The organism is Owenweeksia hongkongensis DSM 17368, from assembly GCF_000236705.1.
Classification (GTDB): Bacteria; Bacteroidota; Bacteroidia; order Flavobacteriales; family Schleiferiaceae; genus Owenweeksia; species Owenweeksia hongkongensis.
The window spans coordinates 3,379,454-3,403,843 of record NC_016599.1; the positions used below are offsets into that span (position 1 = coordinate 3,379,454).

The 24,390-nt window shown below is 41.0% G+C and carries 20 protein-coding genes; 10 read left to right on the forward strand and 10 right to left on the reverse strand.

Going from position 1 to position 24,390, the window contains the following annotated elements:
* The first annotated feature begins 31 nt into the window (after positions 1-31).
* Genes OWEHO_RS14830 through OWEHO_RS18255 form a run of 4 tightly spaced genes read left to right on the forward strand, consistent with a single transcriptional unit; the run spans position 32 to position 2,582 of the window.
* Positions 32-472, forward strand: coding sequence for a single-stranded DNA-binding protein (locus OWEHO_RS14830; RefSeq protein WP_014203304.1), 441 nt, complete (start codon positions 32-34; stop codon positions 470-472).
* Positions 473-521: 49 nt separating this feature from the next.
* Entirely contained in the window at positions 522-1,835 is a 1,314-nt protein-coding gene (gene gldE / locus OWEHO_RS14835) for a gliding motility-associated protein GldE (RefSeq protein WP_223252694.1), read from the forward strand.
* Complete coding sequence (gene gldD, locus OWEHO_RS14840) at positions 1,816-2,400, forward strand: gliding motility lipoprotein GldD (protein WP_014203306.1); 585 nt, start codon at positions 1,816-1,818, stop codon at positions 2,398-2,400. The genes gldE and gldD overlap by 20 nt, the downstream gene beginning before the upstream one ends.
* Positions 2,379-2,582 carry a putative signal transducing protein gene (locus OWEHO_RS18255; RefSeq protein WP_014203307.1) on the forward strand — a complete coding sequence of 68 codons (204 nt, stop codon included), beginning with the start codon at positions 2,379-2,381 and terminating at the stop codon, positions 2,580-2,582. Before gldD ends, OWEHO_RS18255 begins: the two co-directional genes overlap by 22 nt.
* A 10-nt stretch (positions 2,583-2,592) precedes the next feature.
* Here OWEHO_RS18255 and OWEHO_RS14845 read toward each other — a convergent pair whose 3' ends face one another.
* The 6 genes from OWEHO_RS14845 to OWEHO_RS14870 all read right to left on the reverse strand — a co-directional run bounded on the left by OWEHO_RS14845 (position 2,593) and on the right by OWEHO_RS14870 (position 9,625).
* Complete coding sequence (locus OWEHO_RS14845) at positions 2,593-3,630, reverse strand: COX15/CtaA family protein (protein ID WP_014203308.1); 1,038 nt, start codon at positions 3,628-3,630, stop codon at positions 2,593-2,595.
* A 206-nt stretch (positions 3,631-3,836) separates the two neighbouring features.
* Positions 3,837-4,223 carry a hypothetical protein gene (locus tag OWEHO_RS14850; protein ID WP_014203309.1) on the reverse strand — a complete coding sequence of 129 codons (387 nt, stop codon included), beginning with the start codon at positions 4,221-4,223 and terminating at the stop codon, positions 3,837-3,839.
* A gap of 80 nt (positions 4,224-4,303) precedes the next feature.
* The gene (locus OWEHO_RS14855) at positions 4,304-5,206 is read right to left on the reverse strand and encodes a histone deacetylase family protein (protein WP_014203310.1); all 903 of its coding nucleotides are present in this window, start codon (positions 5,204-5,206) and stop codon (positions 4,304-4,306) included.
* 52 nt (positions 5,207-5,258) lie between these two features.
* A complete protein-coding gene (locus tag OWEHO_RS14860) occupies positions 5,259-6,341 on the reverse strand; it encodes a serine hydrolase (RefSeq protein ID WP_041627659.1) in 1,083 nt (360 codons plus the stop codon).
* Positions 6,342-6,467: 126 nt separating this feature from the next.
* The gene (gene pheT / locus OWEHO_RS14865) at positions 6,468-8,894 is read right to left on the reverse strand and encodes a phenylalanine--tRNA ligase subunit beta (RefSeq protein ID WP_014203312.1); all 2,427 of its coding nucleotides are present in this window, start codon (positions 8,892-8,894) and stop codon (positions 6,468-6,470) included.
* Positions 8,895-9,109: 215 nt separating this feature from the next.
* Entirely contained in the window at positions 9,110-9,625 is a 516-nt protein-coding gene (locus OWEHO_RS14870; protein ID WP_014203313.1) for a thioredoxin family protein, read from the reverse strand.
* 185 nt (positions 9,626-9,810) lie between these two features.
* On the opposite strand from OWEHO_RS14870, the gene OWEHO_RS14875 reads away from it, so the two are divergent.
* On the forward strand, positions 9,811-10,356 hold the full coding sequence (locus OWEHO_RS14875) for a hypothetical protein (protein WP_014203314.1): 546 nt from the start codon (positions 9,811-9,813) through the stop codon (positions 10,354-10,356).
* A 63-nt stretch (positions 10,357-10,419) separates the two neighbouring features.
* On the opposite strand, the gene OWEHO_RS14880 is transcribed toward OWEHO_RS14875, so the two are convergent.
* Positions 10,420-11,976 (reverse strand): peptide MFS transporter, encoded by a 1,557-nt coding sequence (locus OWEHO_RS14880; RefSeq protein ID WP_014203315.1) that lies wholly within the window; start codon positions 11,974-11,976, stop codon positions 10,420-10,422.
* 73 nt (positions 11,977-12,049) lie between these two features.
* A complete protein-coding gene (locus OWEHO_RS14885) occupies positions 12,050-14,233 on the reverse strand; it encodes a S9 family peptidase (RefSeq protein WP_014203316.1) in 2,184 nt (727 codons plus the stop codon).
* Between the two features lie 48 nt (positions 14,234-14,281).
* Here OWEHO_RS14885 and OWEHO_RS14890 point away from each other — a divergent pair, with 48 nt between their 5' ends.
* The 5 genes from OWEHO_RS14890 to OWEHO_RS14910 all read left to right on the forward strand — a co-directional run bounded on the left by OWEHO_RS14890 (position 14,282) and on the right by OWEHO_RS14910 (position 22,266).
* Positions 14,282-15,685 (forward strand): FAD-binding oxidoreductase, encoded by a 1,404-nt coding sequence (locus tag OWEHO_RS14890; protein ID WP_014203317.1) that lies wholly within the window; start codon positions 14,282-14,284, stop codon positions 15,683-15,685.
* A gap of 109 nt (positions 15,686-15,794) precedes the next feature.
* Positions 15,795-18,218, forward strand: coding sequence for a T9SS type A sorting domain-containing protein (locus tag OWEHO_RS14895; RefSeq protein WP_014203318.1), 2,424 nt, complete (start codon positions 15,795-15,797; stop codon positions 18,216-18,218).
* Positions 18,219-18,379: 161 nt separating this feature from the next.
* Entirely contained in the window at positions 18,380-19,954 is a 1,575-nt protein-coding gene (locus OWEHO_RS14900; RefSeq protein ID WP_014203319.1) for a T9SS type A sorting domain-containing protein, read from the forward strand.
* 238 nt (positions 19,955-20,192) lie between these two features.
* Positions 20,193-20,852 (forward strand): hypothetical protein, encoded by a 660-nt coding sequence (locus OWEHO_RS14905; RefSeq protein ID WP_041627661.1) that lies wholly within the window; start codon positions 20,193-20,195, stop codon positions 20,850-20,852.
* Positions 20,821-22,266, forward strand: a complete 1,446-nt coding sequence (locus OWEHO_RS14910) for a T9SS type B sorting domain-containing protein (RefSeq protein WP_014203321.1) — start codon at positions 20,821-20,823, stop codon at positions 22,264-22,266. The genes OWEHO_RS14905 and OWEHO_RS14910 overlap by 32 nt, the downstream gene beginning before the upstream one ends.
* 184 nt (positions 22,267-22,450) lie before the next feature.
* Here OWEHO_RS14910 and OWEHO_RS14915 read toward each other — a convergent pair whose 3' ends face one another.
* The gene (locus OWEHO_RS14915) at positions 22,451-23,638 is read right to left on the reverse strand and encodes an aspartate aminotransferase family protein (RefSeq protein WP_014203322.1); all 1,188 of its coding nucleotides are present in this window, start codon (positions 23,636-23,638) and stop codon (positions 22,451-22,453) included.
* A gap of 18 nt (positions 23,639-23,656) precedes the next feature.
* Entirely contained in the window at positions 23,657-24,100 is a 444-nt protein-coding gene (locus OWEHO_RS14920) for a YqaA family protein (protein WP_014203323.1), read from the reverse strand.
* Positions 24,101-24,390: the final 290 nt, after the last annotated feature.

Below are 24,390 nucleotides of genomic sequence, written 5' to 3' on the forward strand. Positions count from 1 at the left end.
ATTTTTCTAAATTTGTTTGAAACGGTATACTATGGCTGGAAGTTTAAATAAAGTAATGTTGATTGGAAATTTGGGCAAAGACCCAGAGGTGAGAACCTTTGAAGGCGGTAATATGCTGGCTCGTTTTCCTTTGGCTACTTCTGAAAGCTACACAAGCCGACAAACAAATGAAAAGGTAACCCAAACCGAATGGCACAATGTAGTGTGTAGGAGAGGGCTTGCTGAAATCGCTGAAAAGTATTTGCATAAAGGTGATAAAGTGTACATTGAAGGACGAATAAAAACTAGAAGTTGGGATGATGCCAGTGGAGAGAAAAAATATTCGACTGAAATACATGCAGACACTATGACCATGCTTGGCAGTCCGCGCGATGGCCAGCAAAATGGCGGGGATTCTTCTACTGGAGGAAATAAGCCCGCTAATGATTTTGCCAAAAGTGGTGGTGATGAAGATAATGATCTACCATTTTAGTATTAACTAATTCCTCCCTGAATTGGATCCTGAACCCCCGAGTTTATTTTTGCTTGATATTCTAAGACCTTTTGACCCAGGTCTTATTGTTCCCCTAGTTATACTACTCATTCTTTTGGTAGCTTCCGCTTTGGTGAGCGGTTCTGAAGTTGCTTTTTTCTCGCTCAAGTCTCAAGACCTTGATGCTTTAAAGGAAAAGAGTAAAACTACGTATGACAGTATTGTAGATCTTTTGGATAGACCGAAGACATTATTGGCAACTATCCTTATTAGTAACAATTTTGTGAATGTGGGAATCGTAATACTCTCGTCCTATATCACGGGTGGCTTGTTTGACTTTTCCTCAAACCCCACGTTTGGTTTTGTGCTTGAGGTGGTGCTCATCACATTCTTAATATTACTATTTGGAGAGGTATTGCCAAAGGTGTACGCCACGAGAAGTCCAGGAGTGTTTGCCACTTTTATGAGTCGTCCTATGATGATTATGCGAAGTGTGTTTAGACCAGTAAGCTTGATGCTAGTGCGTAGTACTAGTTTTATTGAGAGGAGACTTAACAATACATCGGATAACCTTTCGGTGGATGATTTGAGCCAAGCATTGGAACTTACCACCAATGAAGATACCACCAATGACGAGCAGAAGATATTGGAGGGTATTGTGAAGTTTGGAAATACCAATGTTCGTCAAATTATGAAGCCACGGATGGACGTGGTGTGCATCGATATTTGCTGGGACTACCGTAAGATTTTAAAGATAATTTTGGATTCCGGCTATAGCCGAATACCAGTATATGAGGACAACTTTGACAATGTGAAAGGTGTGCTTTATATAAAAGATTTGCTCCCACACATTGATGCTGAGGATGACTTTAACTGGAATGCCTTGATGCGTGATTCATTTTTTGTTCCTGAGAATAAGAAGATAGATGACCTGCTGAAGGAATTTCAGGAGAAGAAGATTCACTTGGCAGTGGTGGTGGATGAATTTGGGGGAACATCTGGAATTATTACCCTTGAGGATGTGATTGAGGAAATCGTGGGCGAAATCAGTGATGAGTTTGATGACGATGAATTGGTGTACTCCAAATTGGACGATAAAAATTACGTGTTTGAAGGAAAAATTCACCTGACGGATTTTGCTAAAGTATTAGAGTTGGACGTAGCCATGTTTGATGAAGAGCGTGGTGAAGCAGATACCCTTGCCGGATTTTTGCTGGAGATAGCGGGTAAATTCCCTGAAAAGAATGAGGAGATAGAGTTTGACTCTTTCGTTTTTAAAGTAGAAAGCCGTGATGGCCGTAGAATAAAGCGCATTAAAGTGAGCTTGCCAGAAATTGCAGAAGATGAGCCTGAGAAAGATTAGCAGCTACCTTTTAGTATCAATGATATTGACCGCCTGTGGTGGTGAAGAGGATTATACACCAAAGCCTCGGGGTTATTTTAGAATAGCTACTCCAGAGCAGAAATATGAAAAACTGGACATAGATTGCCCTTTTACTTTTGATATAAATGCTGCTGCAGAATGGCAGCCGCTTAAGAAGCACGACTGCTGGGGAGATGTATATTACCCTTCTATCAAAGCGCGTTTGCAGCTTACCTACAAACCTGTTACTCCCGAAAACCTTGATACTTTACTAAGCGATGGCCATGAGTTGGCCTTTAAGCACGTAGTAAAAGCGGATGGAATTGCTGAAAAGCTATATTCTGATGATGTGAGAGGTATACATGGAATTCTTTACAACATAAGGGGAGAAGCTGCTACCAACACTCAGTTTTTTGTAACGGATAGCACGGAGCATTTCCTGCGTGGGGTTTTGTACTTTTATGCAGAACCAAACGAAGATTCATTACGACCTGTGAATGACTATATGTATCAGGAGGTAGTACATCTTATAGAAACCCTCCAATGGCAGAGCTCGTTACCATAGCCGAATTTGACAATGTGAATCAGGCGCATGTGCTCAAAGCACGTCTACAGTCTGAAGGTATTCGAGTATATCTCCTCAATGAAAATCTAAATTCCATACTTCCCGGAGCCTTTTCTATGGTAAAGGTTCAGGTAGACCTGAATGACTCTTTTAGAGCGATGGACGTGTTGTATGAGGAGTAAGGTTGAGAGTTTAATCAACTAAAATTGTTCGGCTCTTTTCTGCTAAAGCAAACCTGATAATCGCGTAAAGCTGAAATGCTAAAAGTATAGTTCCTAAAAGCAAATGTGAAGGCTGTGCAAACTTGGGAACGTCAGCATAGTTTAGGATGATTCCTAAAAGTACTTCCAGCCCAATTAGTATCATTACGGCATTCAATTCTTTAAAGCCTAGCTGGTGTTTCTTATTGAATTTCCACAACCAATAATTGAGAACCAACACAATGATTGAAAAACTACGGTGCACATAAAATTGCCAATCTAAGTTTTCAATCCAACTGCCACGGGCTATTCCGGCTTCGTTGAGGTGATCCACTTGCTCTCGAACCTGAGTGCCAATCACAATTTGGATAAGGGTAAGAATAATGCTGAGGAAAAATAGATTTTTGAAAAGAGGGGTGAAGCTCATCTTGGGTAAATTCTCTCTGTTGCTCATGGCAAGCTGAACCAATAGCAGAGCAACAATGAGCAAAGCGCCCATCATGTGGATGGTAATGCTGCCGGGGATAAGGTTTCCATCTACCACTAATTTTCCGAGCCAGGCTTCAAAACCCAGCATAAAAAGACCCATAAAGGAAAGTGCAAAATAGCGCCAATCTTTGCGGATGTAGAGTGCCGTAATAAAAACCAAAATAAGCATTGGTATGCCCGAAAGGGCACCAAACAAACGGTTTATGTATTCTGTCCAGGTGTGAAAAGGGTTGAAAATGGCATAGTCATGCTTGGTATATTTTTCCCAATGCTCAGGCGAAAAGCTGCTGGCCGAGGTAAAGTCTTCACGAGCTACTTGCAGACTTTCATCTACTATTATGATTTGCCCTTTTACAAACTCTTGGTTTGGGTGCCATTCTATTTGGTCGCGCTCGGTTGGTGGAATTAAGTGACCAAAGCACTTTGGCCAATCCGGGCACCCCATCCCTGAGCCAGTCATCCGCACCACGCTACCAGCAATGATTACGAAGTAAATAAGTACTAATTCTAACCTGGTGAGTTTGCGTATCCACTTTTTCATAGTGGCGCAAAATTAAGGTAGGAAGTGATACGGAACGATTCTAAATAGCCTGATTTTGTTTTAACCTTCACCTGTCAGGTTGAGTGAAATTCTGAAAGAATTTTATATCGAAACTTGTTACATTTCGATACAAATTTCCTTGAAAATTTACTCAATGTGACAGGTTTCTACGTTTTTGGATTTGAAATGACTTTCAGAAAAGACACCTATTGCTTCTCAAATTTTCCCTGGCAAGGTTCAATACAAGGGTAGAAAATGATCAAATGATTTCCTGTAATTTCAAAGGGAAGCTTAGAGCAATTTGCCGATGTAATAGTGGAGTCGGTAAAAGAATAGGTACCTGTGGTAGATGAATTTGAGGAAATGGACATGTCGCAAAGTTTACCATTACTTACAACTGTACCGTTGGTTTTGAACTCGATAGTTTTGTTGCTGCTTACAGGCTGAAAGGTTCCACTTCCATCTCCTGGGTCGGCTAATACTTCAATCAATTTATAGGTGTCTCCGGTGGCTGTTTCGGTTTGTTTGTCATCATCCTTGGAGCATGAAGTAATTGTTCCAAGGATCAGGAGAAATAGGGCTGCTCTTTTCATGGTGTAAATTTTTTACGGGGTTTACCTATTTGATGCGAATAGAGCAGGAATGGTTGCGTAGAAAGGACTATCAAAGTTTATCAAAAGTAAATTTCCTGCGCCAGCCTAAACGTATTGGCATGCGCGTCAACTATGTCAGACAGCTTATGCGAATAACCACCGCCAATATTTACTGCCACGGGAATGTTGTTTTGTTTGCAGCTTTCCAACACAAATTTATCGCGCTGTTTGCAGCCGTCCATGCTTAGTCCAAGTCGGCCTAGTTTGTCGGTGGCTAATATATCTACACCACTTTGAAAAAAGATAAAATCAGGCTGAACTTCGTCAATAAGTCGTGGAAGGTTGTTTTCTAAAGTTTGAAGGTAAAGGCTGTCTTCTGTGCCATCGGGTAGTTCAATGTCAAGGTCTGAAGATTCTTTGTGCATCGGGTAATTTTTTTCTCCATGCATGGAAAAAGTAAATACACGGCTTTCATTTTCCATAATCTTGGCCGTTCCATTTCCTTGGTGAACATCCAAATCTACCACAAGAATTTGCTTCGCGAGATTATTATCCAAAAGCCAGTGGGATGCCAGGCAAATGTCATTAAGCAAACAAAAACCTTCACCACTATTGGCATAGGCGTGATGTGTGCCGCCCGCAATATTCATAGAAATGCCATGCTCCAAAGCATGTTTGGCATTGTCTATAGTACCCTGGCAAATGGTGATTTCACGCTCAACCAATTTTGGTGTAAGCGGAAAACCAGTCTTACGTTCTTCTTGTCTGGTGAGGGAATTGGTTTTGAGTTTCTCCCAGTATTCTGCGGTATGCGTTCGTAGTATTTGCTTTTCGCTGAGCTTCTCTGGGGTAAAAAAGTTGTCCTCGCTGCAGGTTCCTTCATACAAAAGTTGTTCAGGTATAAGCGAATATTTGACCATGGGAAAGCGATGACCAGGAGGTAAAGGGTGGTGGTAAATTGGAGAATAAGCGATTTTTAGCATTACTGCGAAATAATGCTTTTTGTATAAAAGATGTTCAGATACGCAGTATAAATTAATCTACATCGCGTGAAAGGTAGCTGGCTTTTTGATTGGATTGCCTGTTTACTTCTATGTAAATGGTATTTGCAATGGCGGCAATTACAGATTGTAAACTTTCTGGTGATTTGCCTTTGGTCATTATTCCGATAAGGAAGGGTTTGACAGGGTGGTAGACAATGGCAAAATGATGGTACTGATGATGAGTTTCGTCAATCTTGCGATGGCCATATTTTTGACTAACCTGTATTTCAGTTGGGATGGCTTGGCGAATGCCGTTGCCGTAACCTGTTTCTGCAAGCACGCTCAATGCTTTCTCCGACATTTCGGGAGATAAGTATGAAGCGTTGAAAAGCGTTCTGAAAAAGAAAGAATAACGTCTTACCGTGATGTAGTCGTCAGTATAGTTTAAGTTATTCGGTGTTTCCAGTTTTAAGTCGGTCTCTACTTTATGACGAAATCCAGGTGCTACCTCGTCTATAAATTGCAGTAGGAGTATGGTTGCTTCATTGTCAGAAGCCACCACCATAATTTCCAAAAGCTGATCCACAGTATAGCTTCGGCCTTGTATTAGCGCACTTTTATCGCTAATTCCTTTGGCCTTATAAATTTGCTCTGATGGTAAGTTGTATGAAATAGGGTACTTCAAAGTGCTAGGGTTCTGCTCGGCATATTTTAAAACGGTAATGAGCAGAGGAACTTTAAGCAGACTAGCAGGGGAGAATGTTTCTTTTTCATTGATCCCAATCACCTGGTCGTTGGTAAGATCACGGTAATAAACAGAAATGGAATTAGCCGCTCCTTTTGCAATTTGCTTGTCCACTCTATTCTGAATAATGCTGCTCAAGTCAGATACAGGACGAATATCGTATTCATGATACTCGGGTGAGTCGGCCAGAGGATTGGTAAAGCGTTTTTTCTTGAATGTAGAAACTGGTTTTTGTTCAACCGTTTTGACAGTGGATACCGTTGGGGCAGGTTCTTTTTTGTTGCCTGAAAAATAGATAGCTGCAACGCCAATAAGAATACCGGCAGCAAAAATGAGAAGGTACAATCCCTTGGATGGTTTCTTCTCTATGGGGGCGGGTTTGTTTTTCAAATACTCTAAGAATAACGATGCAAAGTAGTTCAAAAATGTATTTGCCGAGCAGCTTGAAAAATAAAATCCAGACTCAGTTTTTAACCTAAGTCTGGATTCAAAATAACTTATGTGTGTAAAATAATTCTATCTAAGCTCTGCACCATATTGGTGCTTAAAGCTACCAAGAATTTTTTCCATCACTTTATCAACTTGTTTGTCGTTCAGGGTTTTTTCATCATCGCGCATCACAAAACTCATGGCGTATGACTTTTTGCCTTCTGGCAGATTTTTGCCTTCGTACACATCAAACAAGTTTACCTTACGGAGAATCTTCTTTTCGCTACGTTCTGCGGTCTGCTTCAAGTCTGTGTAGTTTACACCTTTATCCAAAAGCAAAGCTAAATCTCTGCGAACCTCCGGATACTTTGGAAGCTCTTGGAACATGATGGTGTTTTTCTTTGCTTTTTTGGCTAAATATTCCCAGTTGAAATCAGCTACAAAAACGTCTTGTTTTACCTCTGCTTTTTTGGCTACAGCCGAATTTACTTTACCCAAAGTGATCACCTCCTGCTTATTGATGAAAATACCCAAGGCAAAATCATACATCGGGTTTTCTACTTCTTGCTCCGACCAGTTGCTGAAACCAAGAGAAGTAAGGATAAATTCTACTTCTGCTTTTAAGTAATAGAAATCAGTTTTTCCGGCTGGTGCTTTCCACACTTCTGCCTGCTGATTTCCGGTTTTAGTAATAGCTAAGCGTTGTTGCTCGCTGTATTTGCCATCAATATTTTGGTACACCTTTCCAAACTCGTACAAGCTAAGGTTGGGGCGCTGGCGGTTAGCATTGCGAGACACAGTTTCTAAAGCTCCAAAAATTAAAGTCTGACGCATCACGCCTAAATCCTGACTAAGCGGATTTAGCATAGCTACAGATTCTTCTTCTTTAAAGCCATTGCCTGCGTAGTATGAACTCTTGGTTAAAGAGTTGTTCATGATTTCATTAAAACCACGGGCACTGAGTGCCGAGCTAACTTTTTCGCGGTAACGCGCCTCACTTTTTTGATCCGTTTGCGCTACAGAAATGTGCATTTTGTGCCCGATATCAATGGCGTTAAAACCATAAATGCGAAGTATTTCTTCTACAATATCAGCTTCGCGAGTTACATCTGCACGGTATGGAGGCACGGAAAGCAAAAGTGTATCATTGCCATTATCCGACTTTATTTGAATGTCAAGTGCATTAAGGATTTTACGAACCATATGCGGTTCTATTTCCTGACCTATCAAAGTATTGATGCGATCTAGATTCACCTCAATTTCGGTGTGCTCAATTTCAGTTGGATATTCATCTTTGATGTCCATCGAAATTTCACCACCACAAATGTCGCGCATCATAATAGCCGCACGCTTTAGCGCGTAAATTGTCATTTCAGGATCTACGCCACGCTCATATCTAAATGAAGCATCGGTATTCAAAGCGTGTCTCTTGGCCGTTTTACGAACCGAAACAGAATTGAAATAAGCTGCTTCAATAAACACCTCAGTAGTTTTTTCGCTTACGCCTGAATGCAAACCGCCCATTACACCAGCGATGGCTACAGGTTTTTCGGTGTCACAAATCATTAAGTCGTTAGCATCAAGTTCGCGCTCTTTGTCGTCCAAAGTGGTAAACTTGGACCCTGCCGGAAGATGCTTTACAACGATGGTGTTGCCAGCAATTTCCTTGGCATCAAAAGCATGAAGCGGGTGCCCTGTTTCGTGAAGTACATAGTTGGTAATATCCACCACATTGTTGATAGGGCCAATGCCAATCGCACGAAGGCGATTTTGTAACCAGTCAGGTGATGGGCCAACTTTTATATTTTTAAGCGAAACACCAGCATAGCGAGGGCAAGCATCGGTGTCTTCTACTTTTATGGTAAAGGGTAAATCTTTTGCGGAAACGCTAAATGAAGAAACAGTTGGTAAAGCAGATTCTACACCTTCTTTTCCTTGGCGGATAAGAGCAGCGCGTAAATCGCGAGCTACTCCAAAATGACACATGGCATCGGTACGGTTTGGCGTAAGGCCAATTTCGAAAACAAAATCACTTTCAATTTTGAAATACTCAGCAGCTGGAGTTCCAACTTTCGCTTCAGCGGGAAGAACCATAATGCCATCGTGAGATTGCCCCATTCCGAGCTCATCCTCAGCGCAAATCATTCCTTCTGAAACTTCACCGCGGATTTTACTTTTCTTAATTGTGAAATCACCTTCTTCGGTGTAAATGATGGTACCTACGGTAGCCACAACTACCTTTTGGCCAGCTGCCACATTTGGCGCACCACACACAATTTCTAATGGAGTTTCTCCACCTACATTTACTGTAGTCTTGCGAAGACGGTCAGCATTGGGGTGTTGTTCGCAAGTAAGCACTTCGCCAATCACCACGCCTTTTAGTCCACCTTTTATGGTTTCAATTTCATCTACACCTTCCACCTCAAGTCCGGTGTCGGTAAGAATTTCGGCAACAGCTGCCGGTTCAAGATTTATATTGATATATTCCTTAAGCCAGTTGTAGGAAATTTTCATGTATCCGCAATTTTAGCTGGCAAAGGTAAAATTAGATTGGGATTAACGGATTTGAAAATTCGAATATTAGCTAATGAAATGCAGTGTCACCCTGAGTGACCGACCAAAGGGAGGTTTTATCGAAGGGGGAGTAACGAATCCAGTCTTCGATACTTCATTTTCCTGCTGTCGCAGAAAACGAAACTCAGACTGACATTGAGGTCGAAAATGGAAATCTAAAGCTCCGAAACGAAAGTCTTCTTATAATCGTCAAAAGGAGTTTTCTTGTAGCTATCACTGCCGATAAACTTGATAACTTCTTCAAACTGGGCAGGAGCCATATAGCCAGGGATGGGCTGAATCATTTTTAATTCTTCATCAAGGTATACCATGTGCGGGTAAGACATTTTTCCATTTAGAAGAGCTGCAGCCAATTCGTGGTAGCCTCTTTTGCCTTGAGCTACAAACTTGAAAGTGTGACCTTGAAAAACGATGGAGTCTTTTTGCTCGGCATTAAACTTTACAGCGTAGAAGTTTTCGTTTACATACTCGGCAATCTTTTCATTTTTGAAGGTATCCTTATCCATCTTTTTGCACCAGCCACACCAGTCAGTGTATACGTCAATCACAATCTTCTTTGGGTTTTCTTTGGCGGCAGCTTCGGCTTCTTCTATGCTCATCCAATTTATGCTCTCCTGAGCAAAAGTGAAAGTAGAAGCGACTAGAGCAAAAAGTAGAAATAGGTTTTTCATGTCAAAATATTTTAGTTCTGCTTTTATTCAAAAGCTGTTCCAAATATAAGAGGATTATAAGAGTGCCAAAGTAGGGTAGATGACACTTGTGAAAAAACGAAAAATTAAGCCACTCAAACTGACCCAACCTTTGAATAGAGAAAACGTGTATTTATGTATTCTACAACAAGGAAAAACTAAAAGCTATGAAGCGCATTTTTATCAAATGGTTTGTTGTCCCCCTTTTTCTATGGATGTCTGTGGGATGTAAATACTATCAATATCGACCAGATTTAGGCTTGGAGCGATGGGAGTATCAAAGCTTTGATACAGAAGAATGGAGACAGGTTGATGCACGGTATTGTCTTGTTCTACATTATGATAATGACACTGTAGAGCTATTTGATGTAACCTACCACAATTCAGAACTTTCGGGTAGTATAAAACCCTTTGCCGGTTTACCGTTAGAATATTTCAAAGATGCGGTTGATTATCCTGGGGAAAATATCAAACGTCCATTTGGAGGAGAATCTGGCCCAGCTACAAATCAGATTCATTTCTTTCTGGATGGCTATACAAAGTTGGGTGCATCACAAGTGAAATTCGTCCTGTATCATGACGTTAGGGATATTGATTTTGTGAAACAATCTCCATGGAATTTTGCCATAGGAGGAGGGGTGGCGTTGGGAAGTGCAGCGACAGGTGTGGTGCTTACCACACTTTTAATTATGGGTTTTGTAGTGGGTAAGTAGGTATTAAAAAAAAATAAGCCCCACCAAATGGCAGGGCTTTCCAATTTTGTAAAGAAAGAGTTTTTAGTTCTCGTGCATTACCACTTCGGCTTCGTCTCGGCTCATGTCTTTCTCTTCTTCCTCTGCACCATGTGTAAGGCGCTTTAGAGGTTTAAGTAAAGCAATTACCAAAAGACCAAATAGAACGGTGAAAATGGTGATTCCTGCGAATATGGTGTACTCGCCATATTCGGCAGAGTTTTCACCAAGTATACCCGCTACTTTTCCTCCCAAACCTGTTGCAGCAAAGTAGAGACCCATCATAAGTGATGCGAATTTTGCTGGAGCCAGTTTGGTAATAAAGGATAGAGAAACCGGAGATGAACTCAATTCACCAATAGTGTGGAAGAAATAAGCTAGCACCAACCAAATCATGCTAGAGCTGCCACCTGCTTCGTAATCTTTTACTGCCGCTACCATCCATACAAAACCTAATCCCATGATAATGGTACCAACGGCCATTTTAAAAATTGAAGAAGCTTCCTTGCCTTTCATTTTTCTGCGTGCCCAAAAGCTTGCAACAGATACAGCAAATAGTGTGATAAAACCCGCGTTCAACCCTTGGAACATAGGAGTAGGAACTTCCCAGCCAAATAGCATTCTATCAGTTTTTGTTTCTGTGTAAACAGACATCAAACCACCGGCTTGCTCAAACGCTCCCCAGAATACAATTACGATAAGGAAAGAAAGTAGAAGTACAATAAAGCGGTCTTTATCCACTTTGGTTTTTAGCTCTTTGTAAATCATCATCATCATACCTACCACAAGTGAAAGGAAGATAAATAGAGCTCCGTAACCCCAATGATCAACACCTTCAAAGGTGAAACCAGCATAAATGGACAAAGCCAATAGGACAACCACAATGCCTAAATGCAATGGTGATTTTAGAAGTTTTCCAAACAGTTCAGGAATAGAAACATCGTCAGCCTTACTTTCTTCAGTAGGCTTGTTACCTACTCCTTCCAGATATTTTTGACCACCAATATACACGAGCAGTCCAAGAAGCATAGCAACTCCGGCCATACCAAAACCTGCATGCCATCCCCATTCAGCTACTACCAATCCTACAAGGGTTGTCGCCAAAAGTGACCCAAGGTTAATACCGATATAGAAAATGCTAAATCCTTTATCTCTACGGATGTCGCCTTTTTTATAAAGACCACCCACCATAGTTGAGATATTGGGCTTAAGCATACCTACTCCTAAAATAATAAGACCCAGACCAGCAAAGAACGCCCAGTCTTGTTCAATGGCTAGAGTACCATGACCCAGCACCAGCGTGATGGCACCAAAGAGGACAGTTTTCTTTTGCCCTAGCAGCTTATCCGCGAGTATACCTCCGGGAATGGAAACCACGTACACCAACATTACATACCATCCATACAATTGGTACGCCTGCAAGTCTGTCCAACCAAGGCCTGGGCCGTTGGGGTCAGTAGCGGTGGCAATCATATAAATTACAAGGATTGCGCGCATACCGTAGTATGAAAAGCGCTCCCACATCTCTGTTAAAAAGAGAACGTATAATCCTTTAGGGTGTCCCCAAAGTTCCTGCTTAGATGCTGCTATAGCGTTTGCCATAAGTATATTTTAAAAGTGTATTTGTTGTTTTTGTTCGTCCAAACGAGCGCGCCAAAATATCAAAATTCCCGCACTATAGGTTTTCCAAAATGAAATCATTCATCATTTTGTAAAGGTGGAAGCGCGTGTTGCCACCATATATTCCGTGATTCTTGTCTGGGTAAATGAAAAGGTCAAATTGCTTATCGGCTGCTACCAGTGCACTAACCATACGCATGGTGTTTTGCACGTGCACATTATCATCGGCTGATCCGTGTACCAAAAGATATTTTCCGCGCATTTTTTCTACGTGGTTGATGGGCGAATTGTCATCGTATCCGTTACCGTTGTTTTGTGGGGTATCCATGTAGCGCTCAGTATAGATGCTGTCATAAAATCTCCAGTTGGTAACAGGAGCCACGGCAATGGCCATTGTAAATACTTCGGCACCCTTGGTAAGGCCCAAGCTGCTCATGTAGCCACCATAGCTCCATCCCCAAATCCCGATACGGCCTTTGTCTACATAAGGAAGTCCGCCTAAATATTTGGCTGCCGAAATTTGATCTTCGATTTCATATTTCCCCAATTGCTTGTACGTAACGGTGCGGAAATCGCGACCACGAGCGCCAGTACCTCTATTGTCTACGGATACTATAATGTAACCTTGGTTGGCTAAGCTTTGGTAATAAAAGTGGTTGAAACCATCATATTGATTTTTCACAGTTTGTGATCCAGGGCCACCGTACACAAACATAAGTACAGGATACTTTTTGCCTTCTTCAAAGTTTTGAGGCTTTATCATCCAGCCGTTAAGTTCGGTTCCTTCTTCATTTTCAAACTTGAAGAAATTCTTTTGAGCGATGTCATATGAGCGCAGTTTGGTTTTAAGCGCAGCATTGTCAGTGATGGTTCTTAGTACTTCACCTTTACTATTGTGCAAAGTTTCCAGCGTTGGCACATCCTTACTAGAATAGGTGTTGATGTAAAATTTGAAGCCATTGCTAAATTCAGCATCGTTCCAGCCCTTTTGTGTAGAAAGCTTTTTCTTTCCACTTCCGTTTAATTTGATGCTGTAAACTGCTCGCTCCATTGGCGATTCTTCAGCAGCTTGATAGTAAAAAGTTTTGCCATCTTCATCAAATCCGTAAAACTCGGTTACGTCCCAATTTCCTTTGGTGATTTGCTTTTTAATAGAACCATCCTTACCCATATGGTAAATATGCATAAAGCCATCACGCTCGCTGGTCCAAATAAAACTGCCGTCTTTCAAAAATCTAAGGTTGTCGTTAATCTCAAGGTAAGCAGGAGCATTTTCCTGATAAAGCACATTTGCACCAGCACTTTTAGCATCTACTTTCCAAAGGGTAAGCTGATTTTGCAAACGATTCATGCTGTAAATTACCAGCTCATCATCTTCTGTAGTCCACTTTATACGTGGAATGTATTCGTAATCATTTGTCAATTCTACCTTAGTGTCAGCCTTCTTTTTTACATCAAAAAGGTGAATGCTTACATCACTATTTGGTTCACCTGCTTTTGGGTATTTAAATTCATCTTCTGATGGATAAAGACCTTTACCATAGATGTCCATGGTAAACTGTGGAACTTCCCTTTCGTCAGTCTGATAATAGGCTATGTAATCTCCGTCAGGAGACCACTCAAAACCTTTGTGAAAGCTAAATTCTTCTTCGTAAACCCAGTCAACGGCACCAGCAATAAAGGCGTCATCTTCTCCTTTTCCAAAAGAAATAAGCTCACGACTGCCGCTATCAAAATCCTGAATGTGCAGACGATTATCTTTTACAAAAGCTACTTGATTTCTCGTAGGTGAAAAAGTGGCCAATTGTTGTTTTCCTTCAGTTGCCAGTGAATCTAGCTTGCCATTTTTAAGGTCATAAACGTAGTAACGGCTTTTGCTGGAGTGGCGATAAATCGACTCCTGGTCTGTAGCCAAAAGAACTTTGTCTTCATTTGGGCTAAACTCATAATCCACAAAATTTACACGCTTTCCGGTTTGCTCTTCAATTACATTTGCCGAAATAATAAGGCCTACCGATTCACCGGTTTTGTAGCTGAATTTTTCAAGTGTTGGGCCATTGTCTGTTTTGGTGATGGCGGTATAGTGTAGTCCGTCATTCATTGAATTTAAAGCTGAGGTACTGCGTGCTGCAAATTCATAGCGTTTCCACACATCTTCAAGGGTAACTTTTTTACCTTGGGCGGAAGCTTGAAAGCACATTCCAACAAGCATTAGTACAGAAAATGTAGTCCTTATCATATTTGGATTTTTAATAAAAGATTGACGAAAATAGAATATTTACAAGAGATGCACTACAATAGTATCACTCCGGAGCTGAGTAGCAAAATTGAAAGGGTAGTGGGCAAAGATAATGTCTACACCTCAAATGAAGACCTTGAGAAATACTCACATGATGAAACTGAGGATTTTAGCTTTTTGCCAGAGCTTGTGGTAAAGCCGGCTTCAGCGGATGAGGTGGCGACTATTCTCAAGATTTGTACAGAGCATAAAATTCCGGTTACCCCCTCTGGTGCAAGAACGGGGTTGAGCGGTGGAGCACTTCCTCTATTTGGAGGTGTAAACCTTTCGCTGGAGCGAATGAATAAAATTATTGAAATAGATGAGCGAAATCTTCAAGCTACCGTAGAGCCAGGGGTTATCAATCAAGTGTTTCATGAAGCATGTAAAGAGAAAGGCCTTTTTTACCCACCTGACCCAAGTAGCTGGGGAAGTTGTTTTTTAGGTGGCAACCTTGCCCTAAATGCTGGTGGCCCCAAAGCGGTAAAATATGGAGTGACCAATGCTTATGTTCTAAATCTTGAAGTAGCTCTGCCCACGGGAGAAATAATTTGGACCGGAGCCAATGTTTTAAAGAACAGTACAGGTTTTAACCTTACACAACTTATGGTGGGAAGTGAAGGAACACTTGGTGTAATCACTAAAGCGGTGTTTCGACTAATTCCTTACCCAAAGCAAAACTTGTTGATGTTGGTTCCTTTCGCTTCCGCGGAAAAAGCATGTGAAGCTGTATCTGCAATTTTTAGAGCAGGAATCACGCCAAGCGGCATGGAGTTTATGGAGCGCGATGCTATCGATTGGACTCTAAAATATGTGGAAGATGTTCAGCTTCTCATTGGCGAAGAAGTGCAGGCGCATTTATTAATAGAGGTAGACGGAGATCATGAAGAAGTGCTTTTTAAAGACTGCGAAAAAATAACAGAAATAGTAGCAGATTTTGATGCAGGAGAAGTGCTATTTGCTGATAACCAAAATGATAAAGATGCCTTATGGAAATTGAGGCGAAGAGTAGGAGAGGCCGTAAAGTCAAATTCTGTATATAAAGAAGAGGATACCGTGGTGCCAAGAGCTGAATTGCCCAAACTACTAAAAGGTGTAAAAGAGATTGGTGCGAAGTATGGTTTTAAGTCTGTGTGCTACGGCCATGCTGGTGATGGCAACTTGCACGTAAACATTGTAAAAGCCGATATGAGTGACGATGCCTGGGAAAATGAACTGCCCAAAGGCATCCGTGAAATATTTGAATTGGTAAAAAGCCTTGGGGGAACCATAAGTGGCGAACATGGAATTGGTTATGTTCAAAAAGATTATCTCGATGTGGTTTTTTCTGATAAAGTGCTTGATTTGCAAAGGAGTATAAAGCAAGCTTTTGACCCTGCTGGAATTATGAACCCGGGGAAGGTGTTCAATTAAGAGCAAATACCGATAAATTGTCGAGTATTACCTTATAATAGTTTGAAGTGTTTTTCCTACGTTTTTTTTAGTAGTCTTGTGAAAAATTCAACTAACATAAATATACTGTATGAAAAAATCACTACTTCTATTAGCACTCTCACTTTTTGCTTCTAGTACTTTTGCAAGCCATGTTTTAGGTGGGGAAATCACCTGGGAGAAGACATCTACTGGTCAGTTTATTTTTGAGTTAAGACTTTACAAAGAATGTGGAGGAACTGCGGCTGGTCTGGGTTCTATTCAAACAATAATAGGGCCCAATGATACTATTACGGTTTCGTTGCAAAGTCAATTGGATATTTCTCCAGTTTGTTTAGGTTCTGGTCAAATTGCTTGCAATACATCAACTACAGGGCAAGGTGCGGTAGAAATGTTCACCTATAGAAATACAACCCCCGTAACGCTCACAGGAGTGCCTCCAGCGGCTGGTTGGGATTTTTATTTTAGTCATTGTTGCAGACCTGCTGGAATCGTTAATTTGACAAACCCCACAAGTGCCGCCTATTTTTTAAAATCCACAATGTACCCAGGCGCAGCCTCTAGTTCACCGAAATTTACGCGCACGGTAAATCAGGTTTTAACGAACTATAACAGTACTTACATAGTGCATGCAGAGTCTGATAATATGGAGGATTCTCTTTATTATAATTTAGTTCCAGCGAGGTCGTCTCAAAGCGGTTTGGCTTCTTACAGTCCGGGGTATAGTGGTTCAAGTCCGTTTCCAAGCTCTTTAACAAATGCTGGGAACGGAGCAGTCTCCATTGATGGTAATACAGGTTTGATAACATATGATATACAAGTGGCGACAAATGGAAGTTACGTGCTTGCTGTAGAGGTGGAACAATGGAGAAACGGTACATTGTTTAGTAAAGTTTACCGTGATTTCTCGGTTGTATATGGTGGAAGTTCTGCCACCAATTCAAGCCCTATTACCTATATCGATACCTCAGTGTACAAGGCCGTGACACAATTGTCTCCATACGCTTATAAAGCTATTGTAACTGTTGGTGATACTTTGGACTTTAGCATGGGAAGTACTGACACGGATATAAATCAATCTACATTGCTTCCACAGCAAATTGCGTTTGATGCCTTTGGCTCAAGTTTAGATGTTTCGTACAGTTTTACTGGAATTTCAGGAGGAGCATTAGTTAGCCCTGTAGCTCCGCAAGTTGGGTATGTTAAAAGTTTAAATAATAATATCAACTTCAATTGGGCAGTAACTTCAGCTCATTATAGTGCTTCCAACAATTCACACTTTTTTAATTTTAGTTTTAGAGACGATCATTGCCCGTATCCGGGAGTTTCCAACATAACCCTTCAGGTGGTTGTGCGGAAAGCTGCCGAAATTTCTGCAGATACTCTATCAATATGTTTGGGAGATTCAGTGATGCTTGAAGGATATACCAAAAGCGGTAATTATTCTTGGATGCCAACTGCAGGCTTGTCTGATCCAACTGTGGCTAGCCCAAAGGCATCACCAAGTGCATCGGGTTATTATTATTTGAATGATCCGGTAAATGGTGTTAGTGACTCGGTGTACGTGGAAGTAACAAGTCCGGCTGCATTTACTCTAGTCCAAAATGGAGGCTTAATTGAACTGACTGATGCTAATCCTTCTACTAGCACTATTTGGTATTATAATGGTGTTCCATTTTACTATCCCCATGATACTCTGCCCATTTTAGGGTATGGTAACTATTGGGTAAAGGGTGAGGTAGGAGCATGTACCTTATTCTCTGATACAGTAACTATTAATACCGGTTCTTCCTTTTCAGTTTCTGACCCAAGTATGGGAAACTATAATGGTACTAATTTACCAGTTGCGGGAAGTCATGGAATGACTTTCAACTTGAGTCAATCGGCCAACTTACAGTCGGTAAGTATTCCTGGTTTGATGGATTTGTTTGCAAAAAAATCCAGCGGTTATAATTTAAACCTTAAGGTTTATGATGCTAATCAAACGGAGGTTTATACTACTGATGTTACTCTACAACGCCCTATGAATGGGCTGGTTACTATTCCGGTGAATTATAGCCTTTCTGCAAATACAGATTATACCGTGGTAATAAGTGGTGATTCCGCATACACTTTTAGTATGCTCGAAAACTTAAGCTATCCGATGACTCCATTTAATAATGGAATTACAGTAAAGGGGTCATATGAAGGGAGCTTTGAGCAATTCCCAACACAGCCTTCAAGCTATCTACTCCCATTTACATTAAATACAGATGTTCAGGTGGTAAGCATAAATGAAAATGAGGCTCCAAGTTTTAGGATTTATCCAAATCCTGTAGCTAACCATTTTACCGTGGAAGGATTAATAGGAAAAAGTGAAATTCAAATTGTGGATGTAAACGGAAAGTTGGTTTCTGAAATAAGCTCTGTAGAAAATGCGATAACCGTAGAGAGAGGCGATTTATCTGCAGGAATGTATTTTGTTAAAATATCAGATTCAAATACTACATCGATACAGAGGGTGATGTTTGAGTAAGACTAGTTTTTGAACTTTATTTAACGTCCTGCTTCGAGCAATCGGATCAGGACGTCTTTTATTAACGTCTGCTTATCAATGTTGGGCTTAAAATAATCTGCTTGTAAATATCTCATTGAAATGCTTAATTATGTTATCACAAACAACCATAGTCCTATATTATGAAAAATTTTTATGCCTCGGTATTTATTCTTTTTAGCGCATTTGCCTCTGGGTCCCATTCCATAGGCGGAACGATTTCGTGGGAAAACGTAGGTCCTAATCAATTTGTGTTTCAGTTAAAAAGAGTGCAGAAATGTTTAGGACCAACAGCATACCCTGCCAGTGTTCGAGATTTACAGACTCCTTTTGGGGTAATACAGCTAACTCTAAAAGAATCTAAGGGTTATACCCCCACTTGTGAATTAGCTCCAGGTTTGTGGTGCTATTCATTTAACTCGGTTTGGGCACTTACCACAATGGTTTATTACAGCGATACAATTACTGTGAGCGGTACTCCTCCGGCATCGGGATGGAAAATTTATTATTTAGAGGAAAGCCGCCCTTCAAGTACTATAAACCTGCAGGTAGGAGCCTCAGTTCAAACCGACATTTTTGCAATGATGTATCCCGAAACTGTATTGCATAATTTGTCATCTCCTGATTTTGTGGATACCTATGCTGAAAGTATAACTCCCTATAATCAAACACTCACAAATCAAGCATTTTCAAATCAAAGTGGAGACTCTCTGTATTACAAACTGGTAGCGCCTATTTCGAATAATAGTAGTCCTTACACATTTACATCTGGCTACAATTATTTAACACCTTTTCCTACTGCTACGAATGATCCGGCAAACGGCCCCATGGTATTTAATCCATATACAGGAGAAATTGAAGTAGATGTTCAAAATGCAACGGATGGTTACTACGGCTACACCGTGGCGGTAGAACAGTGGAAGATAATAGATAATGGGCAAATGACCTTACCGGTAAAAGTGAGCGAGGTAAGAAAAGATAATTTGATACCAGTCATAACTAACAATTCTTCAGTTAATACAGCTCCTCTTGTATCTATTGATACGGCCCTATATCGAAATGTTTATCAAGGAACAGCATCTGCTTATGGGGTAAAGGCTTCTGTCGGCGATACAGTTCGGTTCAGGATACAGGCTATTGATACTGATTTGGATTCTAACTTTGTTTTACAAACAACCACTTTTGAGGCAAGTGGAGCGGCATTGGATAGTACTTGGGGTGGCTGGGAATTATATAGCAGTATTCCTGAAATAACACCTGGGCCAGGTCAAACAGGTTTTGTGTCTTCTGGTAATAATGTGGTAGATTTTAAATGGTTTATATCTCCAGATTTGGTGGATAGTATAAGTAATGCTTATCACACTTTTAAGTTTAGCTTTACAGACAATAATTGTGACTTTAATGGGCGTACAAGTATTTCTGTAGTAATAGGATTAGAGGCATTAAAAGACACAACTTCTTCAGGTGTTGGAGTAAGTGAATTTTATGATACCAATGTGAATATTTACCCAAACCCAGCTAAAGAAAGTTTTACGATAGACGGGCTTGTTGGTAAAAGTGTGGTTCAACTGTTAGATGTTCAAGGGAAGCTTATTAAAAGCTATACAGGTACGGAGAGGAACCTTGAAGTACAAAGAGAAAATTTACCGGCCGGAATGTACTTTGTTAAAATATCAGATTCAAATACTACATCTATACAAAAGGTGATGTTTGAGTAAGTTTAAAAACTAATCATTTAGTATACTTTCGCAGTATTGCGTTCAATCTAAACCACTCTCTTTAAATAATTGACTTCAAAAGCTTCACATATCACACCCCTATCCTTTCTTAGGATAGGGGTTTTATTGCTTATAGCTTTTACCTCTTGTGGGCAAAACCAGCCTTTCTTTACTTCGGATACTGAGTTTTCTTTGCCTTTTTTAGGGGGGGCTTAATGCGTTACATACAGATAGATATGTGCAAGTAACGGCTGCCAATACTACCTGTGGCAGTATAGAGGTTCCATCCAAAGGATACCGATTAGATTTCAGCATAGAGAAAGACAGCTCCATGTTAGTGCTATTACCGGGATTTACTCTGGGGGGAAATCAGGTACTTGAGGCTGGCATAAAAGTCACGAGCAAATACCCGGTACAGGTGGTACAGGTTACGGATGTGGGCTTGCTTGATTCCCTAAAAGGGATGCATACCTGGCCAAGAGATTGTGTCATATCAGAGGCAACGGCAATTAGTCCTGTTTTAGCCTCGCAAAGTAATTATATGGTTAATGGACCCAACTTTAAATTGGCGGATGAAAGGGAGAGACAAATGCATTTTTGGGCCTATGCTATTGACGACTCAACCAGATTGGGTATGCGGTTGAATACAACTTCTTTCAATGGTGTCCCTATAGATACTTTTTTTTATAAGGATTTAGATGAGGGTGATGTATATTACTTGTTCTCGCAGGCTAGTATGCCACCCGCCCCATTGGATTGGGGAAGGAGCTTTTCCGGTAGTGATGTAATAGGGCTTAATGAGCCCATTTTGCTTTTTGCAGGAACACCATCATGGGTATGGGGTAGGTTTTGTGTAAATAACGTTAGTGATTTTTTGGGGGGGGCAAGAAACCTTTGAGCAGGTAAAGCCGGATAATGTGGGAGATACCTTGTTTATGGCTGCGCAAATACAAGACAATTATCCCAACCTGTATAGCATAATGCCGGTGGAGGATAGTACGGCTGTTTATATTAATGGGCAGTTGCTTGATATAAGGGATAGGAGTTACCAAGTGGATACCTGCTGGGCAGGCGATGTGGTGATTACTGCCAATAAACCAGTACAGGTAATGCTTACCCGTAGCGCACCAGGTATAGTGGATACCAATAGCCCTAATTCATCACTTTTGTCTCCTTTTACCATAAACCTTGCCGGCAGCAATGAGCTCATCAAGCGCAGTGTGCTAAAACCTTTTGGTGGCGATTATGGGATGACCTATGTAGTGGCTTTGTTTACGCCTACGGCTTCCACTGCTGATTTTACTGTAAATGGGCAGCCATTGCCGGCTGGTAGTTGGCAGGCCTATGCCACCCGCCCGGGCTGGAGCCATGCCCAAATAGAGATCAGCGACAAAACACATATACTGGAAAGTACGGGTGAGGGTTTTGTAGGCTATCACTACAGCTACATGAAAAAAACACCCAACTATTATTATATGCCATCCTATGGTTATTGTCTTGTGGAGAGCAAACCTGTTCCCCAGGATTCGCTTTCTTTTTATATAAAAAGAGAAGAAGGCGAAAAAGTAAAGTTTGAAGACTTTGATAGCCCTGTATGCGTGGGCGAGCAATTGCTGGTGTACCCACCAGCGGCACGCCATGTAAGCTGGCAGTGGAGTTTTGATGATGGCCAGGATACCGTGCAGGTAATTAATGAAAAGCAGGGCGCGGGTTTTTCGCATAGTTATACTATACCCGGTACATATTGGATTTATGTAAATGATACCGCTGGCTGCTCACCGCCTGATAGCGTAAAAGTAGAAGTGGTGGATTCGCCAGTAGCCGATTTCGATTATACCAGCCAAATGACCTGTGATGGTTTGGAGGTTCAGTTTGTAAATAAATCTCAGGGTGCTACCAAATATGAATGGCAGCTGCCGGATGGAGAAGTTAGTAATGACGAATCGCCCGTGTTTTTAGTTGAGAATAGTGATGACTTAACTGTTAGTCTAAGCGTAGAAAATGACGCAGGATGTAGTAATGAAATCGCAAAAAATGTAAAACCAGATACACAGGGTTTGAATGAGCTTATTGTGCCTAATGTTTTTACGCCTAATGGCGATGGAATAAATGACTGCTTCTACGTTTCGGGTAAGGAAGGTTTTGCGGAGTGTTTTGATTTGAGCATCTATAATCGCTGGGGAGAAAGAGTATTTGAATCAACAAACCCTGAAGATTGCTGGACAGGTGAAGAACATTCAGATGGAACTTATTTCTATGTGCTGAGAATAGGGAAGGAAGAGTTTAAAGGGCATCTTTTGTTGAATAGATGAGTTTGCCTTAAGGATTATGTTTTGTTAAAATGTGCAATTCAAATACTACATCACTGCAAAAGGTGTTATTTAAGTAGTTTTGAAATAATCCATGATTGAAAAACCCTCGCTTCGAAATCTTTTAGAGCGAGGGTTTTGTATTTAAGAGACCTGTCGGGTTTTCAAAACCTGACAGGACTTTGGCTTATATTAAATCAATTCCTTCAAGCAAAATTTTGCAAGCCTTGCGAATGTCTACTTCGGTGATATTTAATGGTGGACTCAAGCGAATTGCATTGTCGCAGAATAGGAACCAATCGCTTATCACACCATTTTTAAGGCAATGATCAATTACCGTTTGTACATTTTCAAAAGTGTCTAGTTGCACGGCTAGCATGAGTCCTTTGCCCCGTACTTCTTTAATGTTTTTATGAACCAGTAGCTCTCGAAAAAGTTGCTCTTTGACTTTTACCCCTTCAGCAAGTTTTTCGTCAACGATCACATTTACACAAGCCAAAGAGGCTGCACAAGAAACAGGGTGGCCCCCAAATGTGGTGATGTGTCCAAGGATAGGATTGTCTTTAAAGTGCGCCATCAACTCGCGTGAAGCGATAAATGCACCGATGGGCATACCACCGCCCATTCCTTTGGCAAGGGTAATTATGTCTGGCTTAATGCCATAATGCTGATGAGCAAACATTTTCCCTGTTCTCCCAAAACCACATTGCACTTCATCAAAAATTAGTAAAGTTCCAGTATCGTTGCACTTTTTGCGCAAAGCACCAAGGTACTCCTGCGATGGGGGACTGTACCCGGCTTCACCCTGAATAGGTTCTACAATTACGGCTGCGGTTTTATTTGTGATACGCTCAAGTTCTTCTTCAGAATCAAATTGTATACTGCGCGTTCCGGGAAGTAAAGGGCGAAATCCACGTTTAAAATCTTCATCACCAATGATGGAAAGCACACCTTGGGTGCTACCGTGGTAAGCCTTTTTCATGCTGATAATTTCAGCACGTCCTGTGGCGCGTTTCGCTAATTTCATTGCACCTTCATTGGCCTCTGAACCAGAGTTTACAAAATAGGTAGAGTCTAAGCCTTCGCCTAATAGCTCTGCCAATTTTTGTGCAAGCGCTACTTGTGGAGTTTGAATATACTCCCCATACACCATCAGGTGCATGTATTGGTCCACTTGATTTTTGATAGCTTCCACCACCCTGGGATGGCGGTGACCAATGCTGCTTACTGAAATTCCTGAGATTAAATCCAAATACGATTTTCCATCAGGATCATACATATACGAACCTTCGGCACGCACTATTTCCAAGCTCATCGGGAAATCAGTGGTTTGTGCAAGGTGATCTAAAAAAAGTTGTCTTTGTGTAATTGCCATTTGGCAAATGTAAGTGTACTAAAGCACCTGATAAAAAACATAGGCATAAAGGAAGAACCTTAAAAAGCGACTCAAAGCTACGAGAAGGTATTTCCCGAAAGGGTAATCAACCATACCAGCCACTACACTGATTGGTGAAAAAGGCAGGGGAGTGAGAGCTGAAATGAAAATAACAAGACCTCCGTATTTTCTAAAGATTTTAAACTGCTCTGCAAACTTTCCATCTACCCATCTTTTTACCCTTTTCAGGTGATGGAGACGAGTGCCAATAGTCCATGACACAATTCCACCGATGTAAGAACTCAATGCCAAAATAAAAACCACCAAATAGGGATGCTTAAAGGTTTTGGCCCAGAGTATAAACATATCTGGAGGGAGTATGCCTGTAAAACATTCGCTGATAAAAAGTGTACCTACAATAAGCCAATTGGGAAGATGTGAAAAGATAAGCTCCTCCATCATATCCAAATCAATTACGTAGCGGGTAAAGAGCCATACAAAAAGTGCAAACCCTACTAAAACAGCAAATAGGCGAAGCAGGTTTTTACCAATAAAAGTATATCGCCCAGTACGCTTATAATAGTTGTGAACGCGGTAACTATGCTCCTTCCAGGTGCGTTCTTTGTTTCTATTTGATTTCTCGTTGCCTATGGCTTCAAATTTTTATCTAAATGAGGGTAAATGGGCGAAAGTGAAAAACTAAGCTTTCAAAATTAATACAATGCTCCGCAATGTTTACTTTTAGCCGCAAA